This window comes from Flavobacterium sp. P1_E4, from assembly GCF_056405915.1.
Genome location: NZ_JBFUBE010000009.1, coordinates 145,670 through 168,583, shown reverse-complemented (window position 1 = coordinate 168,583; position 22,914 = coordinate 145,670). Strand labels below are relative to the sequence as shown.

Genomic DNA, 22,914 nt, shown 5'->3' with positions numbered 1-22,914 from the left:
GCTTCAGATACTGATGGTACAGTTATGCTAGGGCAATTGGCTTGGAGCAGTAATTTCAAATTAGATTTTGAAATTGATTCGTCAAAAAATCTTCGTCTTATTGCAGGGGTTAATCCATATGCTTCTGAATATCTTTTGCCTGCGAACCAAGTTTTTAAAACACCCTCTCTGATATATGCTTTATCTAATAATGGTACTGGCGAGGCGAGTAGAAATCTTCATGACTGGGCAAGAAAATATAGAGTATTAGATGGGGAAGGAGAGCGCCTTACATTGTTGAATAATTGGGAAGCGACCTATTTTGATTTTGATGAAAATAAAATTGCAGGTTTGTTTAAAGATGCAAAAGATATTGGAGTAGATATGTTTTTATTAGATGATGGATGGTTTGGAAATAAATATCCTAGAAATGATGATAAAGCAGGTCTCGGTGACTGGAAAGAAAATGCAAAGAAGTTACCTCATGGATTAGGCTATTTAGTGAAAGAAGCCAAAAAAGAAGGTGTTAAATTTGGAATTTGGATTGAACCTGAAATGGTAAATCCTAAAAGCGAGTTATATGAAAAACACTTAGACTGGGTAATTCGCCAACCAGAAAGACCAGAAGTGTATTATAGAAATCAATTAGTGCTTGATCTGTCAAATCCGGAAGTACAGGATTTTGTGTTTGGAATTGTAGACGACCTTTTTGTAAAAAATCCGGAACTGGCATTTATAAAATGGGATTGTAATGCTGTTATTTACAACGCATACTCAGCCTATCTAAATAAAAAAGGTATTCCACAATCTAATTTATATGTTGATTATGTAAGAGGTTTGTATAAAGTACTAGAGAGAATCAGAGCTAAATATCCTAAAGTTCCTATGATGTTATGCTCTGGTGGTGGTGGACGTGGTGATTATGAAATGTTGAAATACTTTACGGAATTCTGGCCAAGTGACGATACCGAACCTATTGAAAGAATATTTATGCAATGGGATTATTCTTATTTCTTTCCTTCTATCACAACGGATAACCATGTGACTGACTGGGGAAAACAACCTTTAAAATTCAGGGTTGATGTTGCAAGTATGGGTAAGTTGGGATTTGATATTGTGGTGAGTCATTTAAATGACAAGGATAAATTGTTTTGCAAAGAAGCAATAAAAAATTATAATTCATTCAAAGATGTTGTTTGGCATGGTGATTTGTATCGTTTAGTGAATCCTCATGAAAATGATATTTCGGCATTAATGTATGTTGATAAAAACAAAGGCAAAGCAGTTGTTTTTAATTATTTGGTTAATAATCGATTTATGTTAACAGCAACGCCACTTCCGGTAGTTTTGAAAGGATTGGATCCAAATAAAAAATATGCAATAAAAGAATTGAATGTATATCCAGGAACTAGTTCGACGATACCTACTGAAAATGTTTTTTCAGGTGATTTTCTTATGAAGGTAGGTGTTAATCCGAATGTTAATTTAATGAGAACTAGTGTGGTACTTGAAATAACAGAAGTGAGATAACGCTGTTAAAAAAATAAACGGATACTCATTTTAAAAAGAAACCTCGAATGATAAGCATTCGAGGTTTCTTTTTAAAATCATAAACTGGTAGGTACTGGTATGTATAATTTAGATTTTATTCTACATTTGGATTTCAAATTTCATAATAAAACAATGGAAATAAAACGCAATTCACAAATTAAAACTACTTCTGTAAAGGATTTGTTTGGTTTAATGCCAGATGGAGAAGAGATATACTCTTACGAATTATCCAACAAAAATGGTATGAAGTTAAAGGTAATCACTTATGGGGCAACAGTAACCGAATTGAAAATGCCTTTAAAAAATGGAGAAACTGTTGATGTTGTTTTGGGTTTTGACACTTTAGAGTCTTATATACAGTCATTTAATTTGGTGAGTGCTCCTTATTTGGGTACTACGGTAGGAAGATATGCTGGTAGAATTCACAACAGCGCTTTTAATTTGAATGGACAAAAGATTGTTTTGAATAAAAACAACAACGATAACTCCTTACATGGCGGTATTATTGGATTTAGTCAAAAAATTTGGACAGTCAAAAAAGTACATTCAGGCAAGAAATCGGCAATAACCCTAACCTATTCCAGCCCAGCAGGAGAAGAGAATTATCCAGGAGAATTAACGGTTGAGCTTACTTATACACTATCAGAAAAAAACGAATTTATTATTCAATATAGTGCCAAAACTACAGCGGATACTGTTGTGAATTTGACACATCATAGTTATTTTAATCTGGACGGTCATTCATCTAGTGTGACAGACCAAGAATTAATAGTAAATACCCACCGAATGCTGGAAACTAATTCAGATAATATTCCAACTGGTAGGTTTTTAGAACTGGAAAATACCGCCTTTGATTTTTTTACACCAAAAAAATGTCCTTCCAAAATAGACAACACTTTTGTAATGGACAGAAAGGATGAATTTGCTGCGTCACTTTTTAATAAAAACAATAATTTAAAAATGACAGTGTATACCGATCAGCCTGGAGTTCATATCTATGTTGGAGGAAATTGTTTTAATACAGTAAAGGGAAAAGAAAATGCCGATTATCATCCATTAAGCGGAATTTGTTTTGAAACACAAAATTTCCCGGATGCGCCTAATCACGAACATTTTCCTAGTGCCATTCTAAAAAAAGACGAGAAGTACTCTCATAACACGATTTATAAGTTTCAATCATTTTAAAAATAGAAGCATAATGAAAAAAAACCTAATTATACTCTCACTTTTCGCTCTGCTGTCTATTCAATTTGCTTGTTCCAGCAGCGATTCTCCAGATACACCAGTTGTAGTAGATCCACCGGTTGTAACCGATGATTTCATCCGTGCTGCGGATATTTCATTTCTTCCTGAGATCGAAAGCGCAGGTATCGTTTTGAGTAATAATGGCAAAACCGAAGACATGCTTACTACTTTGAAAAATGCAGGTTGCAATACTGTCCGAATTCGTTTATGGAAAAATCCAACGGGCGGGCATTCTGGATTGACTGAGGTAAAAGCACTTGCCGCACGTGTTAAACAAGCGGGATTGAAAGTATGGCTTACTGTACACTATTCTGATAATTGGGCTGATCCAGGAACTCAAACTACCCCAGCAGAATGGAAAGATTTATCTTTTACAGATTTGAAAACGGCTGTTGCAACTTATACATCTACAATCATAACCGAGATTAACCCTGACATTATCCAAATTGGGAATGAAATAAACAGCGGTTTACTTTGGCCTCAAGGGCATTTGATTAACAAAGAAGCACAATGTATTGATTTATTAAAAACGGCTAGTGCAACCATTAGAAGCAAAGCACCAAAAACGAAAATCATGATTCATTATGCAGGCGTAAAAGCTTCAGATACGGATTGGTTTTTTGGAAAAGTAAAAACAGTCGATTATGATTATATCGGACTTTCATATTACCCGGTTTGGCATGGTACTGATTTAGCGGTTGTAAAAAGTACTATCAATGCTTTGGGAAGTAAGTATAGTAAAAAAGTTATCATTGCCGAAACTGCTTATCCTTTTACTCTTAACTGGAATGATCAGACAAATAATATCGTAGGTAACGCAGACCAATTGGTTTCGGGATATCCCGCAACGCCAGATGGACAAAAAAAATATATGCTGGCTATCAAAGATCTTGTAAAATCATCTAATTCCGGAATTGGATTTGCTTACTGGGGAGGCGAGTGGATTGCTTTTAAAGGAAAAGAGGCAACTAATGGTTCTACGTTCGAGAATCAAGCACTATATGATTTTAGCAATAAAGCATTGCCCGTTTTTGATGTTTTTAGTTTAAAATAAAAGAATATGAAAAAGTTAATATCTTCATTAGTAATTTTTTTAGTATTGGTTTTTACATATTGTACTACTAATAAAATAATACAGCAACCTAAAGAAAATTCTTTTGCCAAAGGGGCTGATGTGGGTTGGTTGCCACAAATGGAAGCCACCGGATATCAATTCTATGATGCCGACGGAACCAAAAAAGATTGCTTGCAATTGTTGAAAGACCGAGGAATGAATACCATTAGACTTCGTGTTTGGGTAAATCCTTCGAATGATAAGGCAAGTGGACATTGCAGTAAAGAAGAAACGGTAGCAATGGCAATTCGTGCACAAAAAATGGGAATGCGAATCATGATTGACTTTCATTACAGTGATTCTTGGGCGGATCCCGGTAAACAAAATAAGCCTGCGGCATGGAAAAACCATACTTTCTCAGAATTGTTGAATGATGTTTATTTCCATACAACAGATGTTCTGAAAGCTTTAAAATCTGTAGGGATTACACCAGAATGGGTTCAAGTTGGGAATGAAATTCCTGGCGGTATGTTATGGCCTGAAGGAAGTACAGAGAATTTTGGTCAATTGGCTCAATTGCTGAATAAAGGTTATGAAGCGACAAAGACTGTCGATAAGAGTATCAAAGTTATTGTTCACTTAGATGAAGGGAACAATAGTAAAAAATTTAGATGGTTTTTTGATAATGCAAAAAGTCATAATGTTAAGTATGATGTAATTGGAATGTCATATTACCCTTTTTGGATTAAAACTGATTATAAAGAAAATATTGCTGATTTGGCTAGCAATCTAAATGACATGGCTACTAGATATGACAAAGAAGTGATGGTCGTTGAGGTTGGTGGCATTGATACTTTGGAACAAAATACACATGACATGTTAGTAGCTGTTATAAAAGCCGTAAAAGCAGTGCCAAATAATAAAGGTTTAGGTGTAATTTATTGGGAACCTCAAGGAGCAAAATCATGGAGCCACTATGAATTGAGTGCTTGGAAATCAGATGGAAAACCGTCAATGGCTTTGGATGCGTTTAAAGAATAGTTTTGATTAGATAGCCGTTCTCCCTTTTGCGGAAGCGTGAAAAGAATTGAGATGAACATAGTTATTAAATAATTATAAAGATTTAAAAATGAAGAAATTGATATGTATTCTTGTTGTGTTTTTATCATTTACACAAATGGCTTTGTCTCAAACGAGAGAGGTTAAAGTGTTAGACACGAATTGGAAATTTCAAAAAGGCGATTTTGAAGATGCCTTTAAAGTAAATTTTAATGATACGAAATGGGAATCTGTAACCGTTCCGCATGATTGGGCAATTTACGGGCCTTTTGATAAAAATGTCGACATACAGAAAGTTGCCATTGTTCAAAACGGAGAAAAAGTTGCCACCGAAAAAACTGGACGTACAGGGGCTTTACCTCATATTGGGACAGCGTGGTACCGCAATAAATTTACATTGCCTAAAGATTCGAAAGGAAAAAAAATAATTTTACTTTTTGAAGGTGCAATGAGCGAACCTCAAGTGTATTTGAATGGAAAAAAAGTTGGAGAATGGGCGTATGGCTATAGTTATTTTTACTTTGATGTTTCTCAATTTATACAAGAAGGAGAGAATACATTATCAGTAAAGCTAACCAATAAAGAATTTGCTTCACGTTGGTATCCTGGTGCAGGTTTATATCGAAATGTGAGTGTTATTATAAAAAATAACGAAAGCATTGACCAGTGGGGGCAGTTTGTAACTACACCTTTTATAAGTGAAGAAGTTGCTAAAGTTAACATTAAGACAAAAACTTCTGGAGAAAACAGTCGTTTAGTTACCACTATTTTTGATGCCGAAGGGCATAAGCTAAATTCAGAAGAGTCGGATATTAAATTCGGAAGTGAGTTTGATCAAAATATAAAAGTAGAAAAGCCAAAATTGTGGAGTCCAGAAACTCCTTATTTGTATAAAGCAGTTTCCCAATTGTATGTTGGAAAAGAACTGAAAGATGAGATTTCAACGCGTTTTGGAATTCGAGAAATAAAATATGAGGCTAATAAAGGTTTTAGTCTTAATGGAAAGGTAAACAAATTTAAAGGAGTTTGTCTTCACCACGATCTTGGTCCCCTCGGAGCTGCAGTAAATAAAGCCGCGTTGCGTAGACAGATGGTAATATTGAAAGATCTTGGCTGTAATGCAATACGAAGTTCGCACAATATGCCTTCTTTCGAGCAGCTTGAATTGGCGGATGAAATGGGCTTTTTGTTTTTGGCAGAGAGTTTTGATGAATGGGCAAAGCCAAAAGTAGAAAATGGTTATCATCGTTTTTTTGATGAATATGCCGAAAAAGACATCGTGAATTTAGTGCATGCAACCAGAAATCACCCTTCTATTGTAATGTGGAGTGCTGGAAATGAAGTGCCGGATCAATGGGGAGAAGCGGGTGTAAAACGCGCCAAATGGTTGCAAGAAATATTTCATAGAGAAGACCCAACACGTCCGGTAACTGTTGGTATGGATCAAGTAAAAGCAACTATGGAATCTGGTTTTGGAGCTTTGTTGGATATTCCAGGATTGAATTATCGTGTGCATTTATATGATGAGGCCTTTTCAAAATTTCCACAAGGGTTTATTTTAGGTTCAGAAACAGCTTCAACTGTTAGTTCTAGGGGAATTTATAAATTTCCTGTGGTTCAAGAAAAAATGAAACAATATCCTGATTTTCAGTCTTCGTCTTATGATTTGGAAGCATGTGATTGGTCTAATGTTCCTGATGAAGATTTTGTGCTTCAGGATGATAAGCCTTGGGTAATTGGTGAGTTTGTTTGGACTGGTTTTGATTATTTAGGAGAGCCAACTCCTTATGATGAAATGTGGCCTTCTCGAAGTTCTTATTTTGGAATTAACGATTTGGCCGGTTTGCCAAAAGACCGTTATTATTTATACCGAAGCCGTTGGAATACAGAGAAACCAACACTACACATCTTGCCACATTGGAACTGGGAAGGACGCGAAGGACAGACAACCCCCGTTTTTGTATATACGAACTATAACAGTGCTGAGCTTTTTATAAATGGTAAAAGCATGGGAGTGCAGAAAAAAAACAAAAACACCCCTCAGAATCGCTACCGTCTGATGTGGATGGATGTGAAATATGAGCCAGGAACGGTAAAAGTTGTGGCTTTTGATGACAATGGTAAAGCTGTTGCTGAAGAACAGGTGCGTACTGCTGGAAAACCTTATCAAATTGTTTTGGATGCGGACAGGAAAACAATCACTGCCAATGGCGAAGATATATCCTTTGTAACAGTATCTGTAGTTGATAAAAATGGAATTCCTTGCCCTACAGCGACTAACCAGTTAAAATTTAAGGTTTCAGGAGCGGGTACTTACAGAGCAGCCTGTAACGGAGATGCCACTTCACTCGAAATGTTTCATAAAGACACTATGAAACTTTTTAGCGGAAAGTTGGTAGTACTTGTAAAATCGACAACAACTGCTGGCAATGTACAACTTGAAGTAAATGGTGCTGGGCTTAAGAGTGGTAAATTAACCTTGGAAGCTAAGAAATAAATAAAAAACTGAGTTGGATATTGCAACTATGTTTTTTAAATCAAAGATTTTAAAAATTTCAAAATAATAGTAATTTAAAGAAAATGAACGATTTATTAATTAAAAAAACGACTGCTTTTTTTCAGGAGAAATTTGGCAACGCTCCCGAAAAAGTAGTTCTTTCTCCGGGAAGAATTAACATCATTGGAGAACATATTGATTATAATGATGGGTATGTTTTGCCTGCAGCAATAGACAAGATTATTTGTTTTGCTTTTGCAAAAAGCAATTCAAAGCAATCCAAAATTGTAGCCATTGATTTAAATGAAGAATTTGAAGTTGATTTGACTGAAACCATTTCATTGAGTAAAGTGGTTTGGAGTAATTATATTTTGGGTGTAATCAAACAATTGCAGGATAATGGCTTTTCGTTCGATGGTTTCAATTGCGTTTTTAGTAGTAACATTCCAGTTGGTTCGGGATTGTCTTCATCTGCAGCTTTAGAATGTGGGACGATTTTCGGAATCAAAGAACTTTACAATTTGACAATTCCTAAAGTAGATATTGCTCTAATGGGACAAAAAGCGGAGCACTGGGTTGGAATCAACTGTGGGATTATGGACCAGTTTTCGAGTGTTATGGGTTTAGAAAATAAAGTCATAAAAATTGATTGCAAAACATTGGAATACGAATACCACAACGCCGATTTTAATGATTATTCCCTTATTTTATTTGATAGTAATGTAAAGCATTCTCTGTTTTCTTCGGCTTACAATACCAGAAGAGAAGAGTGTGAAGAAGGTCTTTCGATTATAAAAAGTAACTTTCCAGAGATTTCAAGTTTTAGGGATTGTACTGAAAGCCATGTGTTACAATTAAAAGATAAAATGACTCCGAATGTATTTGTGAGATGTCATTATGTGGTTAAAGAAATTCATCGTGTAGCACTTGCCTGCGAGGCTTTGGATAAAGGAGATATCGAAGCGTTAGGGAAATTGCTTTTTGAAACACATGAAGGTTTGTCCAAGGAGTATTTAGTGAGTTGTGATGAGTTGGATTTCATAGTTGATACTCTAAAACAAGAAAAAGCAGTAATTGGGTCTCGATTAATGGGAGGCGGTTTTGGTGGTTGTACCATCAACTTGATTAAAAAAGGAGAAGAGGAAGCCATTAAAACCAAACTTACTAAGTTGTACAAAGATGCTTTTGATATAGAATTGAGAATTTATGATGTAAAAATCGGAAACGGTACATCATTACATAATATGAATTAAGATGAAAAAGTTTGATATATATGAAGATCCACACAGACGTTTCAATCCATTAATTAACGAATGGGTTTTAGTGTCGCCGCACAGGGCAAAAAGACCTTGGCAAGGGCAAAATGAAACAATTCAGACCGATGCACTTCCTGAATATGATGCAACTTGTTATTTGTGTCCAGGAAACGTTCGTGCCAATGGGGAAAATAACCCAAAATATGAATCTAGTTTTGTTTTTGAGAATGACTTTGCAGCCGTAAAGCAAGAACCAATCTTGTTTGAAGAGGAAACAAAACCTACTTTCTTTAAAGCAAAACCAGAACGCGGTATTGCCAGAGTGGTTTGTTTTTCACCAAGACACGATTTGACTTTGCCAGAAATGGATCTTCCTTCAATTGAGACCATTATTAGAACTTGKCAAAAAGAATACACAGAATTAGGAAGTGTAGATTACATCAACCACGTTCAGATTTTTGAAAATAAAGGAAGCGTAATGGGATGTAGCAACCCGCATCCACACGGACAAATATGGGCGCAATCCTCTTTGCCTACCCAAGTTGAAAAAACGCAAAACAGTTTGAGAGACTATTTCGATAAAAATCAAAGCAATCTTTTGCTGGATTATTTGAAAGAAGAATTAAAACTGAAGGAACGTATCGTAATTGAGAACGAACACTTCGTGGCATTGGTTCCATTTTGGGCAATTTGGCCATTTGAAACAATGATAATTAGCAAAAGACATATCACAAAAATAACCGAGTTCACCTCAGAAGAAGTTTCGGCTTATGCTTATATTTTAAAGGCATTAACGATAAAATACGATAATCTTTTTGAGACCTCTTTTCCCTATTCTTCTGGGATTCATCAAGCACCGACGGATGGGGAATCACACCCAGAATGGCAATTTCACATGCATTTTTATCCACCGTTATTGCGTTCGGCTTCCGTAAAGAAATTTATGGTAGGTTATGAAATGATGGGAGAAGCACAAAGAGATATTACTCCAGAAAAAAGTGCAGCAGTATTGAAAGCATTACCAGAGGTACATTATAAAAACAAATAAAATGAGTAAGATAGTAGTTACAGGCGGTTTGGGTTTTATAGGATCCCACACCGTTGTCGAATTGCAAAATCAAGGTTTTGAAGTTGTCGTGATAGATAATCTGTCGAATTCTTCTATTGAAGTTTTGGATGGTATTGAACGAATTACTGGAAAAAAACCGATTTTTTCTGCAATCGATTTAAGAGAAAAATTGGCTGTTCAAAATTTCTTTATGGAACATAATGATGTTGCGGGAGTAATTCATTTTGCAGCTTCCAAAGCAGTTGGCGAAAGCGTTAAAAATCCTTTGTTGTATTATGAAAACAACTTGGGAGCTTTAGTCTATATTTTGCAGGAATTGGAGAAAAAGAAAGAAGCACATTTTATCTTCAGTTCGTCTTGTACGGTTTACGGTCAAGCCGAAGTGATGCCTATTGCGGAAACAACTCCAATTCAGCCGGCTTTATCTCCTTACGGAAATACTAAACAGATAGGTGAGGAAATTATTTCCGATGTGGTGAAAGTAAGTGGTATTAACGCTATTTTGCTTCGTTATTTCAACCCTATCGGTGCACATCCTTCTGGTGAAATTGGGGAATTGCCTATTGGTGTGCCACAAAATTTAGTTCCATTCATTACTCAAGCTGGAATGGGTTTGCGTGCCGAGTTATCAGTTTACGGAAATGATTATCCAACTGTTGACGGAACTTGCGTTCGCGATTATATTCACGTAGTCGATTTGGCGAAAGCGCACGTAATCGCTTTACAAAGATTATTGAACAAAAAGAATGTTGAGCCGCTGGAGATTTTCAATTTGGGAACAGGAACGGGAAGTTCTGTATTGGAAGTGATAGCCGCTTTTGAAAAAGTGAGCGGACAAAAATTACCATACAAAATTGTGGAAAGAAGAGAAGGTGATGTTACTTCGGCTTACGCCAATACCGATAAAGCGAATAATGTTTTGGGCTGGAAAACTATTTCGACGCTTGAAGAAGCGATGGCCAGTGCCTGGAAATGGGAACAGAAGATTCGATCTACTCCCGAATTTGCATCGAAATAATTATAATTAAACAGGATAATCGTACTGTTTTTGGTTGTTAAGGGTTAAATTTAAAATAAATGTAAAAAATACATTTATAAGTATTAAAAATAAATATTTTTATTTTACATTTGGCTTCAATAATTCATAAAAAAAGAATGGAATTAAAATACATATGATATTTTGCAGTTGATTACATTGTCAAATCGCAATGTTTTTTCTAAAAAGGAAATGTTTTAATACCAAAAAGCAGTAGATTTCAGATTACAAAATATAAGAACAAAAGAATAACCACATTTTATTAATATTAATTTCTATAAAACTATTTACTCATGAGCCAGAACCTCGCTTTTGCGGATTACGCAGTATTTATTATTTATTTTGTCGTGGTATCCACTTATGGATACATGATTTATCGCAAGCGTGAAAAAAACGAACACGATGCCAAAGCTTACTTCCTTGCAGAAGGAACATTAACTTGGTGGGCTATCGGAGCTTCATTGATCGCTTCAAACATTTCGGCTGAACAATTTATTGGGATGAGTGGTGAAGGATTCTTTTTGGGAGTCGCTGTTGCTGCATATGAGTGGATTGCTGCTATTGCTTTGATAATCATCGCGATTTGGTTTATTCCTGTTTATTTGAAAAACAAGATTTATACCATGCCTCAATTTTTGAAAACAAGATATAACGAATCAACGGCTTTAATTATGGCTGTTTTTTGGTTGTTTTTATATGTTTTTGTGAATTTGACTTCTATTTTATACTTGGGGGCTGTTGCTATCAACGGGCTTGCAGGTGGTGAATATCTACACGCAATTATGATTGGTTTGGCTGTTTTTGCTTTGCTTATCTCTTTGGGAGGTATGAAAGTGGTAGCTTATACCGATGTAATTCAAGTAGCGGTTTTAATCATTGGAGGATTAGTTACTTCTTACATTGCTTTGACTACAGTTGGACACTATTTTGGTTTTGGCCAAGATGCAATCGCTGGTTTCAAAGTATTGATGGAAAAAGCACCGGAGCATTTCAAAATGATTATTCCAAGACCTACAGCTACATCTTCTCAATTGGAAATCAATAAGTATCTTACTTTTCCAGGGATGATGTCTTATTTGGCGGGTATTTGGATTATCAATCTTAACTATTGGGGTTGTAACCAATACATTACTCAAAGAGCTTTGGGTGCTGATTTGCAAACGGCTCGTACTGGTATTTTGTTTGCAGGTATGTTGAAACTATTAATGCCTCTTATCGTAATGTTGCCAGGTATCGCTGCTTTTGTTTTGTATGAAAACGGGCATTTACCACAATTAGTTGGTGGAAAAGATGGAGCTTATTCTGCGATGTTGACGTTCCTTCCTACAGGTTTGAAAGGATTGTCTGTGGCAGCTTTAACAGCAGCTATTGTAGCCTCTTTGGCCGGTAAAGTAAACAGTATCTCTACTATTTATACTTTGGACGTACACAAAAAATACATTCAAAAAAGTGCTACAGATAGAGCTCAGGTAAATATTGGGAAATATGCTGTTTTTGCAGCGATGGTTCTTGCAGTTATGTTTACTTGGAATGACTTGCTAGGAATTGGTGGTGTGGGTGGTTTTACTTACATTCAAAAATATACTGGATTTATTAGTCCTGGGGTATTTGCAATGTTTATTCTTGGAATGTTCTGGAAAAGAACAACTGGTACAGCGGCGATTGTTGGTGTAATTTCAGGTTTCTTATTATCGGTTTTCTTCAATGAATTTGCACCTGCAATACTTGGAAATGAAACTTTGTTATATACTGCTTGGCCTAATGGAAAAGGTGGTTTCGAAATTCCATTCCATATCTGTATGGGATTGTCATTCTTGTTTACTATGCTTTTAATGATTGGAATCAGTTTTGCTGGTCCAAAAGTGAATCCAAAAGCATTCGAATTGGATACTGAAATGTTCAAAGTTAAACCGCAAACAACAGTATTGATTGTAATAACATTATTAATTATTTGTGCTTTGTACGTGAAGTTCTGGTAATAAAATTTGTTAGTTAGTTAAAAAAGGGTGAAGCTAAATTCGTTTAGTTTCACCCTTTTTTTTGGTTTGTTTTCCATAATTTTTGAAGCGAAGAGCGGAGATTTTCTGTAAGTTATCTGCTCAATTAGTGGGAGTGTAATTCTTCTTAGTGATTTCTATTAATTATCAATTTGTTTGCAAATTGAAAACTTTTAATTATATTTGTCTAATGAAAATCCTTGTAAAGAAAACGATTTTATATTATATCAAAAAATATCCAATTGCTGAAACGCAATTGTTAATTTGGTACAATGAGTTTTCAAAATTGGAGTTTGGTAATTTTAATGAACTCAAAAAAGTATATGGAAGCGCTAGCATTGTAAATAATAACAGGGTAGTTTTCAATATAAAAGGAAATGATTTTCGATTGGTGGTTTCCGTAAATTTTGCACAAACGACTTGCTATGTAATTTGGTTTGGAACGCATAAGGAGTATGACAAGATTAATGTCGAAACGATAGCTTTTAATACCACAATCTTAACCGATAAATTAATATAACTATGAACTGGAAAGTGTTAAAAACGGAAGATGATTATAATAAGGCTTCAATACGATTGATGGAAATTTTCCATGCAGAACCGAACACGCCAGAAAGTGACGAGTTAGATTTATTAATAGTTTTGGTTAAAGATTATGATGATAAGCATTATGAATTACCTGAACTCGATGCATTAGAAGTTATTAAATATAAAATGCACGAAATGGGAATTAAAGCTAAAGATCTTGAACCAATAATAGGAAGTAAAGGGCATGTTTCGGCGATTCTTTCTGGTAAACGAGAAATAACATTGAAAATGGCTCAGAAACTTAAGGATTATTTTAGTCTACCTGCCGAAGTTTTTCTACACAGTGCTTAATAGAAGTTGTACTTTATTTAGGTTTTGCCTTTTTGATAACAATGCCACAACGGGTTAAACTTAAATGGGCTTTTATCACTTATATGGTTAAAAAAAAACAGAAACACTTACACTTTCTTTATCACATAAGTGACCATTCCCCAAATGATGAGTTGGTTTTCTTCGGTGACTTTTATGGGTTCATAATTGGAATTTTCAGGCATAAGGTACAAGCAGTCTTTTTCGACCTGAATGCGTTTTACGGTAAATTCACCATCAATACAGCAAATTGCGATTTTGTTGTTTTGCGGTTCCAGACTTCGATCCACGACCAATACATCTTTGTCGTTGATACCGGCATCGATCATCGAGTTGCCTTTGACTTTGATGTAAAAAGTAGCTAGAGGATTTTCGCTTAACTCTTTGTTCAAGTCAATATTGGTTTCCATAAAATCGGCAGCAGGCGAGGGAAAACCCGCCGAAACTCCTTCATTTATGTACGGAATTCGACTGTCGCTTTCAAAGTCGGGACGGAAAAAGGTAAGCTTTTGTTCTTTTTTTATAGACATTGTATCTCGAGAATATCTTTGAAATTAGTGGTATATCTTGGCGAAAGATGATTTTGGTTCATATTCTAGGTCAGGCTTAAATTTTGGGAGGCCAATTTTATTTTGGTGTCGCCAATTTTGTGGTTCAGTCGGTCCATCACTTTCATTAAAGCTAAATGCTTTGGGTTTTCTTCTTCGAATAAATGGAATTGCTTTTGATTTTCATCAATTAATTCCGTGAGGATAACTCCCGCTTTTTTGAACCTGATTCCCTCATTGCCTTTGTGTAATTTCTTTAGCATTTCAACGGCTGCATTGGTTATGGTCAAAGTTGAATTGCTCGCATAAGGTAACGTCATAGCCATATTAAAATAATATTTGGATGTTTTAACCGAATGTTTGTCAACCACTAACATCACTATGATGGTGTGACAACAAGAATGTTGCTTGCGTAGTTTTTCGGCACAAACGGCTGCAAAAGTAGTTATACGTTCTCGTAGTAAATCATAATCGGCTATTTGTTTCGGGAAACTTCGGGTGGTGGTAATGCTCTTTTTTTGTTCGGTAGTGGGTTCCAAATCCATAACTGATTTACCTTCCAATTCATATTTTAGGCGAAGGCCGACAACTCCCATTTCTTTTTTAATCCAAGCTTCGTGTTGCGGTTGGATAAAATCGAGTGCGGTATTGATTTTGCGCAGTTTTACTTTTTTGATAGTGCGATAACCAATGCCCCAAACATCTTCAATTTTGGTCCATTTCAAGGCTTTTATGCGTTTTTCTTCGCTGTCTATTACATAAACACCTTTGGTTCTCTCCTGAAATTTCTTGGCTATTTTGTTGGCGACTTTGGATAATGCTTTTGTTTCGGCAAAGCCAATGCAAGTTGGAATACCCACCCATTTTTGGACACGGTTTTTCATTTGAAGACCATAATCGTGATAGTCTAAAATGTCCAAACCGTCAAAATTCAGGAAGGCTTCGTCGATGCTGTAAATTTCAAGGTTAGGAGTGAATTGCCCCAAAATAGACATCACTCGATTACTCAAATCACCATACAGCGGATAATTGGAAGAGAATAAGGTAATATTTCTTTCTTTGACCAATTCCTTAATCTGGAATGCCGGTGCACCCATAGGAACTCCGGCGGCTTTGGCTTCATTGCTTCTAGAAATCACGCAACCGTCGTTGTTGGATAATATCGCAACAGGCTTTCCGTTGAATTTCGGTTGAAAAACACGTTCGCAGGAAGCATAGAAATTGTTACAATCGACTAAAGCATACATGATGTAAAATTACGGAATACTGACGTATGCTTTTGGATAACGAAAGTTAATTTTTGAGATTTAATATTGTCATTTTAAAAATAATCATTAACTTGTAGTCAAATTAACCATAAGATAATTTTTTTTGGAACATATATTTTGTTATAAAAGGAGTCTTAATTAGTTATTGGATCTCCAGACCTGAAAGTGTGATTAGCTTTCGGGTCTTTTTTTTGGATATTTTCTTATGTAGATGAATGTTCTAGCCCTGATAGTAGTGAAAATCCTTATGGGCCGGGGTTCGGCCTGTAAGATTGTAACGGATAGCGGGAATAGCTCCTAAATAATAGAATAGTTTTGATATAAGTTTAAAACTCAAAGTTGAAACCCTTCTGAGTAAGTTTTTCGTAAATTTCTGGATCAAACTTATATAATTGTGCAGCACGATGTGATACGTCTTGTTGTTTTTCGTCCAATGGAACCAGTAATTTCATGTGAAGAATTTTTCGACGGAAATTGGATTTGTCCATTTCGATTCCTAAAATTTCTTCATACAAATGCATGAGTTGCAATAAAGTAAATTTTTCGGGTAACAAATTGAAGCCTAATGGCGCTTGACGCACTCTGTTGCGAAGGTTTTTTATGCTGTAGGCTAGAATTTCATTATGGTCATAAATTAAATCTGGTATTTCATTGATTTTATACCATTTGGCATCCGAAGCCGTGAAACCTGCTTTAATGTTGTAGTCTTCTCTTTTTACCAAAGCATAATATCCAATGGTAATTACCCTTCTAAGAGGAAAACGGTCGGGTTCTCCAAATGCTTTTAACTGTTCAAGATAAATATTGTCCATACCGGTAAGTTCGGCCAACAAACGGTGAGCGGCATCATCTGTACTCTCTTTCTTTTTTATCCAACCACCTGGTAATCCCCATTTTCCTTTACTGATACCTTCGGCATGTTGTACCAAAAGTACTTCCAGAATACCGTTGTCAAAACCAAATATAACACAGTCAATAGTAATGGCATTCATGGCAGATTGTTCCACAATTTGTATTAGATCCCTATCAATAATTTTTCCGCTCATAGCCTTACAAAGTTTAGTACTAAATTAATATTTTTTTAAAGAGTTCAGTCGTACACAAGAAAATATATTTTGTAAAATAATTGTGATTAAACCTCTTTTTTGATACAAACTTTTATTTTTTTTTAATTTTTAAGCTTAATTATATTTAAAATGTTAAAAATCAATATTTTAAGTATTTAAAAAATCCTAAAAACCATATAAAAAGCACTTTTTTATATAAGATATCTGTAAAATCCAATCACTTTTTTTATCAATTACAAATATTTCAATACAATTTTTTGTTAATATGAAAAATTCGTTATATACTTGTAGTCAAATTAACCATAACGTTATGGTTTGTTTGACCAAAAGTACAAAAAACAATAATAAGTCAATCATATAATATTTAAGAATATGTATTTTTTAGGAATCGATTTAGGTAGTTCATCAATAAAATTATCGGTATTTGATGCTGATAAGGGTATTACTGTTGCGGCAGTGACGGTTCCTGAATTTGAGATGGATATTGTAGCGCCTAAATTTGGTTGGGCAGAACAAGACCCTAATAAGTGGTGGGAGTATGTGAAAAATGGTATCCAATCTATTGGTTCAAAACAACATATCGATTTAAAAAAGATTGCCGGAATTGGGATTGCCTATCAAATGCATGGTTTGGTATTGACCGATGAAAATATGAATCCAGTTCGTTCTTCTATCATTTGGTGTGACAGTAGAGCAGCAATTATTGGGAATGAAGTTTATGACAGAATTGGACATGAATCCTGTCAACAGCAAATACTTGGAAGCCCGGGTAATTTTACGGCTTCCAAATTAAAATGGGTTCAAACCAATGAACCAGAGATTTTTCAAAAAGCGGTTTACATGATGCTTCCGGGCGATTTCATAGCTGCAAGACTTTCTGGAAAAGCACAAATAAGTACTTCGGGCTTATCGGAAGCCGCTTTATGGAATTTCTCTAAAGGAGCTCTGGCAACCGAAGTGTTGCAGGCTATGGGACTTCCCGTAGATAAGATTCCTGAAATTGTACCCAACTTTGGTTATCAAGCAACAGTACAGCCTGATGTTGCATCAGAATTAGGATTGAATTCAGATGTAAAAATAACGTACCGCGGTGGTGATCAACCAAATAATGCAATGTCGTTGAATGTTTTAAAACCCGGAGAAATTGCTACAACTGCAGGTACTTCTGCTGTAGTTTATGCTGTAAGTGACCAAGATGTTTATGACAAGGAAAATCGTATCAATACCTTTTTGCATGTCAATAATACCGAAGCTCAAAAAAATAACGGAGTAATGTTGTGCATCAACGGTTCTGGGATTTTGTACCAATGGCTTCGTAAAATCATGTCGACTGACAGAACTGGTTTAATCGCATATGAAGCTCTTAATGCCGAAGCGGCGAAAGTAGCGGCCGGAAGCAATGGTTTGCGTTTTTATCCTTTTGGAAATGGTGTAGAACGCATTTTTAATAATAAAAATGCCAATTCCGGTATTCAAAATTTGAATTTCAATATTCATCAGTCAGGTCATTTGATTCGTTCGGCTTGTGAAGGAATTGTCTTTGCCATGAATTATGGTTTTGATGTTATGAAATCGGTAGGTGCATCCGGGGAAATAGTTCGTGCAGGAAACGCCAATCTTTTTTTGAGTCCTGTTTTCAGAGAAATCTTTACCAATACAACACAAACCACATTAGAATTATACAATACCTCAGGATCCGAAGGTGCTGCCCGAGGAGCTGCTTATGGTTTTGGCTATTATGCTTCTTTGGATCAGGCTTTTGATGGTTTAAAATGCATAGAGAGAATTGAACCGAATCCAATATTGACGTCACAATATCAGGAAATATACCAAGAATGGAAAAATCATATTAAACTAGAATCATAATATAATGACTACAACAAAACAATCTTATTTTAAAAACATCGATACCATAAAATTTGAAGGTAGAGAGAGTACTAATCCTTTAGCTTTCAAATGGTATGATGAGAATCGCGTGGTGGCAGGTAAAACTTTAAAAGAACATTTGCGTTTTTCTATGGCTTACTGGCACACCTTATGTAACACTGGAGGTGATCCTTTTGGTGCAGGAACTGAAACATTTGAGTGGAATAAAAGCGAAGATGTTATTCAGCGTGCCAAAGATAAAATGGATGCTGCTTTTGAATTCATGAGTAAACTGGGTATACCTTACTACTGCTTTCATGACATTGATATGGTAGATGATGCACCTACTTTGGAAGAATTTGAAAAACGTGTTCAAGCTTTGGTGGCTTATGCTAAAATCAAACAAGAAGAAACCGGAATTAAATTGTTATGGGGAACTTCAAACTTATTTAGCAATCCTCGCTATATGAATGGAGCTTCTACTAATCCAAATTTTGATGTGGTGGCATATGCAGCGGCTCAAGCCAAAATTGCGATTGATGCAACGATTGCTTTAGGTGGAGAAAATTATGTGTTCTGGGGTGGTAGAGAAGGATATATGAGTCTTTTGAATACCGATATGAAAAGAGAATTGGAACATATGGGAAGATTCTTGACTATTTGTAGAGATTATGCTCGCAAACAAGGGTTCAAAGGAACTTTCCTTATTGAGCCAAAACCAATGGAACCGATGAAACATCAATATGATTTTGATGCGGCTACAACTTTAGGATTTCTACACAAACATGGTCTTCAAAATGATTTTAAGTTGAATCTTGAAGTGAATCATGCAACTCTTGCAGGACATTCTTTTGAACATGAGTTACAAGTGGCTGTAGATGCTGGAATGTTGGGAAGTATTGATGCAAATAGAGGAGACTATCAAAACGGATGGGATACGGATCAATTTCCAATTGATGTTTTTGAAATTACCCAATCTATGTTGGTAATCTTAGAAGGTGGAGGAATTCAAGGTGGAGGAATCAATTTTGACGCAAAAGTGAGAAGAAATTCAATCGATATCGAAGATAAATTCATAGCCCATATTGCTGGAATGGATGTTTTTGCCAGAGGACTTATCTGTGCAGACCATGTTTTGAAAAATACCAACTATAAAGAATTACGCGAAAAGCGTTACGGATCATTTGACGGTGATAACGGTGCCAAGTTTGAAAGAGGGGAACTCTCTCTAGAAGATCTTAGTGCCATCGCTCGTGCAAAAGGAGAACCTCAATCAATAAGTGGAAAACAAGAACTATTTGAACAAATTATTTCGAACGCGTATTAATTAGATTAAAAATCACTAACAACAAATTAACCAAATTATTAATTATTATGAAAAGCAATTACTGTATTAAACCAACAATGCTCCAGTTTTGCATGGTGCTGTTGCTTACTGTATTTTCGATACAGTCTGGTTTTGCACAAGAGCAATCCAGAACTGTAAGTGGAAATGTAAAATCGGTAGGAGACGGCATGGGAATTCCTGGTGCTACTATTACAATTGAAGGAACTAAAACATCGATAGCGACAGATTTCGATGGAAAATACAAATTGGAAGCAAAAACAGGGGATGTGATGGTAGTAAGTTTTATGGGCTTTAGAACCCAACATATTACTGTAGGAACCCAAAACACAATTAATGTTTCTTTACAAACCGAAGTATCAGACCTTAAGGAGGTTGTAGTTATAGGGTATGGTTCAATGAAGAAAAAACTGGTAACAAATGCTGTTACTCAAGTTAGTGGTGAAACTCTTGCAAAGACAAATACCACAAATGCACTTCAAGCACTTCAAGGACAGGCAGCTGGGCTTCAAATCACTTCAACTTCAGGGCAACCAGGAGAAGGTTTGAATGTGGTTATTAGAGGAGTGGGTTCTACAGGAGGTAGTACTCCTCTTTATGTTGTAGACGGTATACTTACAGGAGATATTTCATATTTGAGTAATTCGGATATTGAATCTATTTCTGTTTTAAAAGATGCTGCTTCTGCTGCTATTTATGGTTCGCAAGCTTCTAATGGGGTTATTTTGGTAACAACAAAGAAAGGGAAGCGCGGTTCTGCTGGGAAAATCACTTTTGATCAATATTATGGCATTCAATCAGTAGCTAGAAAGGTTGATTTATTGGATGCAACGGAATATGCTACGATATTAAATGAAGCTGCAGTAAATTCAGGTAAACCAGCTTATTTTACTAATGCTCAAATTGCTGCATTAGGAAAAGGAACAAACTGGATGGATAAAATGGTGGTGGATAATGCTGCAACTAAAAATTTCGCATTTGGTGCTTCAGGTGGTTCGGATAATTCTATTTATTCTACATCCTTGTCTTATTTAGGACAAGAAGGTGTTGTAGGGGGTAAAGATTTATCAAACTATAACCGTTATAATTTTAGATTCAATTCCGAACATAAATTATATAAAGACGTTGTAACTTTAGGTGAAAATTTAAGTTTTGCTTATATTGATAAAAACGGTATTGGTGTTGGAAATCAATATAATAATTCTTTAAGAAGCGCCTTTCAAACTACTCCATTATTACCAATGTATGATGCAAACGGTAATTATTATGACACTTCAAATTCAACTAGTGCTGAGCCTTGGTTAAATGGAGTCGCAAACCCTTACGCATTAATGGTTTATAATAATCAAAATGAGTCTAATAATCAAAAATTATTGGGGAATGTATATTTGCAAATTGAGCCAATAAAAAATTTGACATTTAAGACTACTTTAGGTCTTGATTATTATGCAGGTGAAAGTCATTCTTATTCTCCTGAATATCAGCTGTCAATTTATGCATTTAGTACTTTTGATAAAGTTACTCAAAGTATGAATAAAGGGAAAACACTTACTTGGGACAATTTAGCAACTTATAAGTTTAATGTTGCAGAAAATCACCATTTTGAAACTATGTTGGGTACGTCTTCTATTAATTATGACGGAACTTCTATGGGAACTACAAATACAGACGCAGTTTATAGTGATCTAGATCATGCTTGGTTAGATAATACTACTAATAAAGATGGCTCTAAAATATCATTTAATGGTAAAAAAGAGGAAACCAAAAGAATGTCTTATTATGGAAGATTGAATTACGATTATAAAGAAACGTATTTGATTAATGCAACCTTCAGAATGGATGGATCTTCTGTCTTTTCTACGGAAAACCAATGGGGTTATTTTCCATCAGTATCGGCAGGTTGGGTAATGTCAAATGAAGAGTTCTTGAAAGATTCAAAAGCAATAAACTTTCTTAAATTGAGAGCAAGCTGGGGACAGGTTGGAAATCAAAATGCAAGACCTTTTCAATATTTGTCACCAATAAAAACTGATCATACTAATTATATTTTTGGAAATGTAGAAGGTGCAAATGCTCTTACACCAGGTGCTTATCCTAATAGGTTAGCAAATCCTGACTTGAAATGGGAAACTTCAGAACAAATAGATTTTGGTTTTGATGCTAAATTTTTAGACAATGCTTTAAGTGTAACCTTTGATGCGTATCAAAAAACCAATAAAGATTGGATAATTTTAGCGCCAGTATTGGCTACTGCAGGTGCCGATGCACCATATATTAATGGTGGAGACGTAGTTAATAAAGGTTTAGAGTTGTCATTACAATACCAAAATAAAATTGGAGAATTTAGTTATAGCGTTAGCGCAAATGGTGCTTATAATGAAAATAAAGTAGGTAAAATACCTACTGATGATGGTGTTATCCACGGATTAAGTAATGAACTTTACGATAATGCGGGTGAATTTTATAGAGCAGAAAACGGACATCCACTAGGTTATTTTTGGGGATATAAAACGGGAGGTGTTTTTCAAACTCAAGAGCAAATTGATAATTATAAATCAGCAAACGGGGTAGTTTTACAACCTAGTGCAGCTCCTGGTGACCTTATTAAGGTAAATACTAACGGAGATGATAAAATCGATGATAAGGATAAAACAGAGATTGGAAAACCTAATCCAGATTTTACTTATGGTTTTACTTTATCGGCTGGTTATAAAGGTTTTGATTTTACAGCTATGGCAAATGGTGTGACAGGAAACGAAATCGTACAATCGTATAGAAATCAATCAGGTGCTTATGGCAACTATACTTCAGCTATATTAAGTCGTTGGCATGGTGAAGGTTCTTCTAATACAATGCCAAGAGTAACAGAAGACAATAAAAATTTCACAGATTTTTCAGATTTGTATATTCATAAAGGTGATTTCTTAAGAATCAGTACAGTGAGTTTAGGGTATGATTTTGCAAAATTGAAACAAGCAAAACCATTTTTTGCAAGCCAATTTAGACTTTACTTTTCAGTTCAAAATCTGTACACTTTTACTAAGTATAATGGTATGGATCCAGAAATTGGATTTGGTTCTTCAAATGATGATCAAAAATTTTCTTCTGGTGTTGATGTAGGATACTATCCAAGACCAAGAACATTTATGATGGGATTAAATGTTAAACTTTAATAAATAA

General features: G+C 35.3%; 18 protein-coding genes. 14 read left to right on the top strand and 4 right to left on the bottom strand.

Annotated features, from left to right (window positions below):
* The 11 genes from AC1DY0_RS11025 to AC1DY0_RS10975 all read left to right on the top strand — a co-directional run.
* On the top strand, window positions 1-1,509 hold a 1,509-nt coding region (locus AC1DY0_RS11025), incomplete at its 5' end, for an alpha-galactosidase (protein ID WP_477188649.1).
* 153 nt (window positions 1,510-1,662) lie between these two features.
* Window positions 1,663-2,715, top strand: a complete 1,053-nt coding sequence (locus tag AC1DY0_RS11020; RefSeq protein ID WP_477188648.1) for an aldose epimerase family protein — start codon at window positions 1,663-1,665, stop codon at window positions 2,713-2,715.
* A gap of 13 nt (window positions 2,716-2,728) precedes the next feature.
* Window positions 2,729-3,829 carry a glycoside hydrolase family 53 protein gene (locus AC1DY0_RS11015; RefSeq protein WP_477188647.1) on the top strand — a complete coding sequence of 367 codons (1,101 nt, stop codon included), beginning with the start codon at window positions 2,729-2,731 and terminating at the stop codon, window positions 3,827-3,829.
* Between the two features lie 6 nt (window positions 3,830-3,835).
* Window positions 3,836-4,870, top strand: coding sequence for a glycoside hydrolase family 53 protein (locus AC1DY0_RS11010; RefSeq protein WP_477188646.1), 1,035 nt, complete (start codon window positions 3,836-3,838; stop codon window positions 4,868-4,870).
* Between the two features lie 88 nt (window positions 4,871-4,958).
* Window positions 4,959-7,385 (top strand): DUF4982 domain-containing protein, encoded by a 2,427-nt coding sequence (locus AC1DY0_RS11005; protein ID WP_477188645.1) that lies wholly within the window; start codon window positions 4,959-4,961, stop codon window positions 7,383-7,385.
* A gap of 83 nt (window positions 7,386-7,468) precedes the next feature.
* Entirely contained in the window at window positions 7,469-8,638 is a 1,170-nt protein-coding gene (gene galK / locus AC1DY0_RS11000) for a galactokinase (RefSeq protein ID WP_477188644.1), read from the top strand.
* Window position 8,639: 1 nt separating this feature from the next.
* A complete protein-coding gene (locus tag AC1DY0_RS10995) occupies window positions 8,640-9,689 on the top strand; it encodes a UDP-glucose--hexose-1-phosphate uridylyltransferase (protein WP_477188643.1) in 1,050 nt (349 codons plus the stop codon).
* A gap of 1 nt (window position 9,690) precedes the next feature.
* Window positions 9,691-10,728, top strand: coding sequence for a UDP-glucose 4-epimerase GalE (gene galE / locus AC1DY0_RS10990; RefSeq protein ID WP_477188642.1), 1,038 nt, complete (start codon window positions 9,691-9,693; stop codon window positions 10,726-10,728).
* Window positions 10,729-11,039: 311 nt separating this feature from the next.
* Window positions 11,040-12,725 (top strand): sodium/sugar symporter, encoded by a 1,686-nt coding sequence (locus AC1DY0_RS10985; RefSeq protein ID WP_477188641.1) that lies wholly within the window; start codon window positions 11,040-11,042, stop codon window positions 12,723-12,725.
* Window positions 12,726-12,933: 208 nt separating this feature from the next.
* On the top strand, window positions 12,934-13,263 hold the full coding sequence (locus tag AC1DY0_RS10980) for a type II toxin-antitoxin system HigB family toxin (protein ID WP_477188640.1): 330 nt from the start codon (window positions 12,934-12,936) through the stop codon (window positions 13,261-13,263).
* Window positions 13,264-13,265: 2 nt separating this feature from the next.
* Window positions 13,266-13,622, top strand: a complete 357-nt coding sequence (locus AC1DY0_RS10975) for a helix-turn-helix domain-containing protein (protein ID WP_477188639.1) — start codon at window positions 13,266-13,268, stop codon at window positions 13,620-13,622.
* 107 nt (window positions 13,623-13,729) lie between these two features.
* On the opposite strand, the gene AC1DY0_RS10970 is transcribed toward AC1DY0_RS10975, so the two are convergent.
* The 4 genes from AC1DY0_RS10970 to AC1DY0_RS10955 all read right to left on the bottom strand — a co-directional run bounded on the left by AC1DY0_RS10970 (window position 13,730) and on the right by AC1DY0_RS10955 (window position 16,502).
* Entirely contained in the window at window positions 13,730-14,170 is a 441-nt protein-coding gene (locus tag AC1DY0_RS10970; RefSeq protein ID WP_477188638.1) for a LexA family protein, read from the bottom strand.
* Window positions 14,161-14,232 (bottom strand): DUF4113 domain-containing protein, encoded by a 72-nt coding sequence (locus AC1DY0_RS10965; protein WP_477188650.1) that lies wholly within the window; start codon window positions 14,230-14,232, stop codon window positions 14,161-14,163. Before AC1DY0_RS10965 ends, AC1DY0_RS10970 begins: the two co-directional genes overlap by 10 nt.
* Window positions 14,233-14,235: 3 nt before the next feature.
* Window positions 14,236-15,435, bottom strand: coding sequence for a Y-family DNA polymerase (locus tag AC1DY0_RS10960; protein ID WP_477188637.1), 1,200 nt, complete (start codon window positions 15,433-15,435; stop codon window positions 14,236-14,238).
* 347 nt (window positions 15,436-15,782) lie between these two features.
* Complete coding sequence (locus tag AC1DY0_RS10955) at window positions 15,783-16,502, bottom strand: NUDIX hydrolase (RefSeq protein WP_477188636.1); 720 nt, start codon at window positions 16,500-16,502, stop codon at window positions 15,783-15,785.
* A 393-nt stretch (window positions 16,503-16,895) separates the two neighbouring features.
* Between AC1DY0_RS10955 and AC1DY0_RS10950 the strand changes: the two genes are divergently transcribed.
* Genes AC1DY0_RS10950 through AC1DY0_RS10940 form a run of 3 tightly spaced genes read left to right on the top strand, consistent with a single transcriptional unit; the run spans window position 16,896 to window position 22,907 of the window.
* Window positions 16,896-18,389 (top strand): xylulokinase, encoded by a 1,494-nt coding sequence (locus tag AC1DY0_RS10950; RefSeq protein WP_477188635.1) that lies wholly within the window; start codon window positions 16,896-16,898, stop codon window positions 18,387-18,389.
* A gap of 4 nt (window positions 18,390-18,393) precedes the next feature.
* Window positions 18,394-19,716 carry a xylose isomerase gene (xylA, locus tag AC1DY0_RS10945; protein WP_477188634.1) on the top strand — a complete coding sequence of 441 codons (1,323 nt, stop codon included), beginning with the start codon at window positions 18,394-18,396 and terminating at the stop codon, window positions 19,714-19,716.
* A gap of 47 nt (window positions 19,717-19,763) precedes the next feature.
* Window positions 19,764-22,907, top strand: a complete 3,144-nt coding sequence (locus AC1DY0_RS10940; RefSeq protein WP_477188633.1) for a SusC/RagA family TonB-linked outer membrane protein — start codon at window positions 19,764-19,766, stop codon at window positions 22,905-22,907.
* Window positions 22,908-22,914 lie beyond the last annotated feature (7 nt).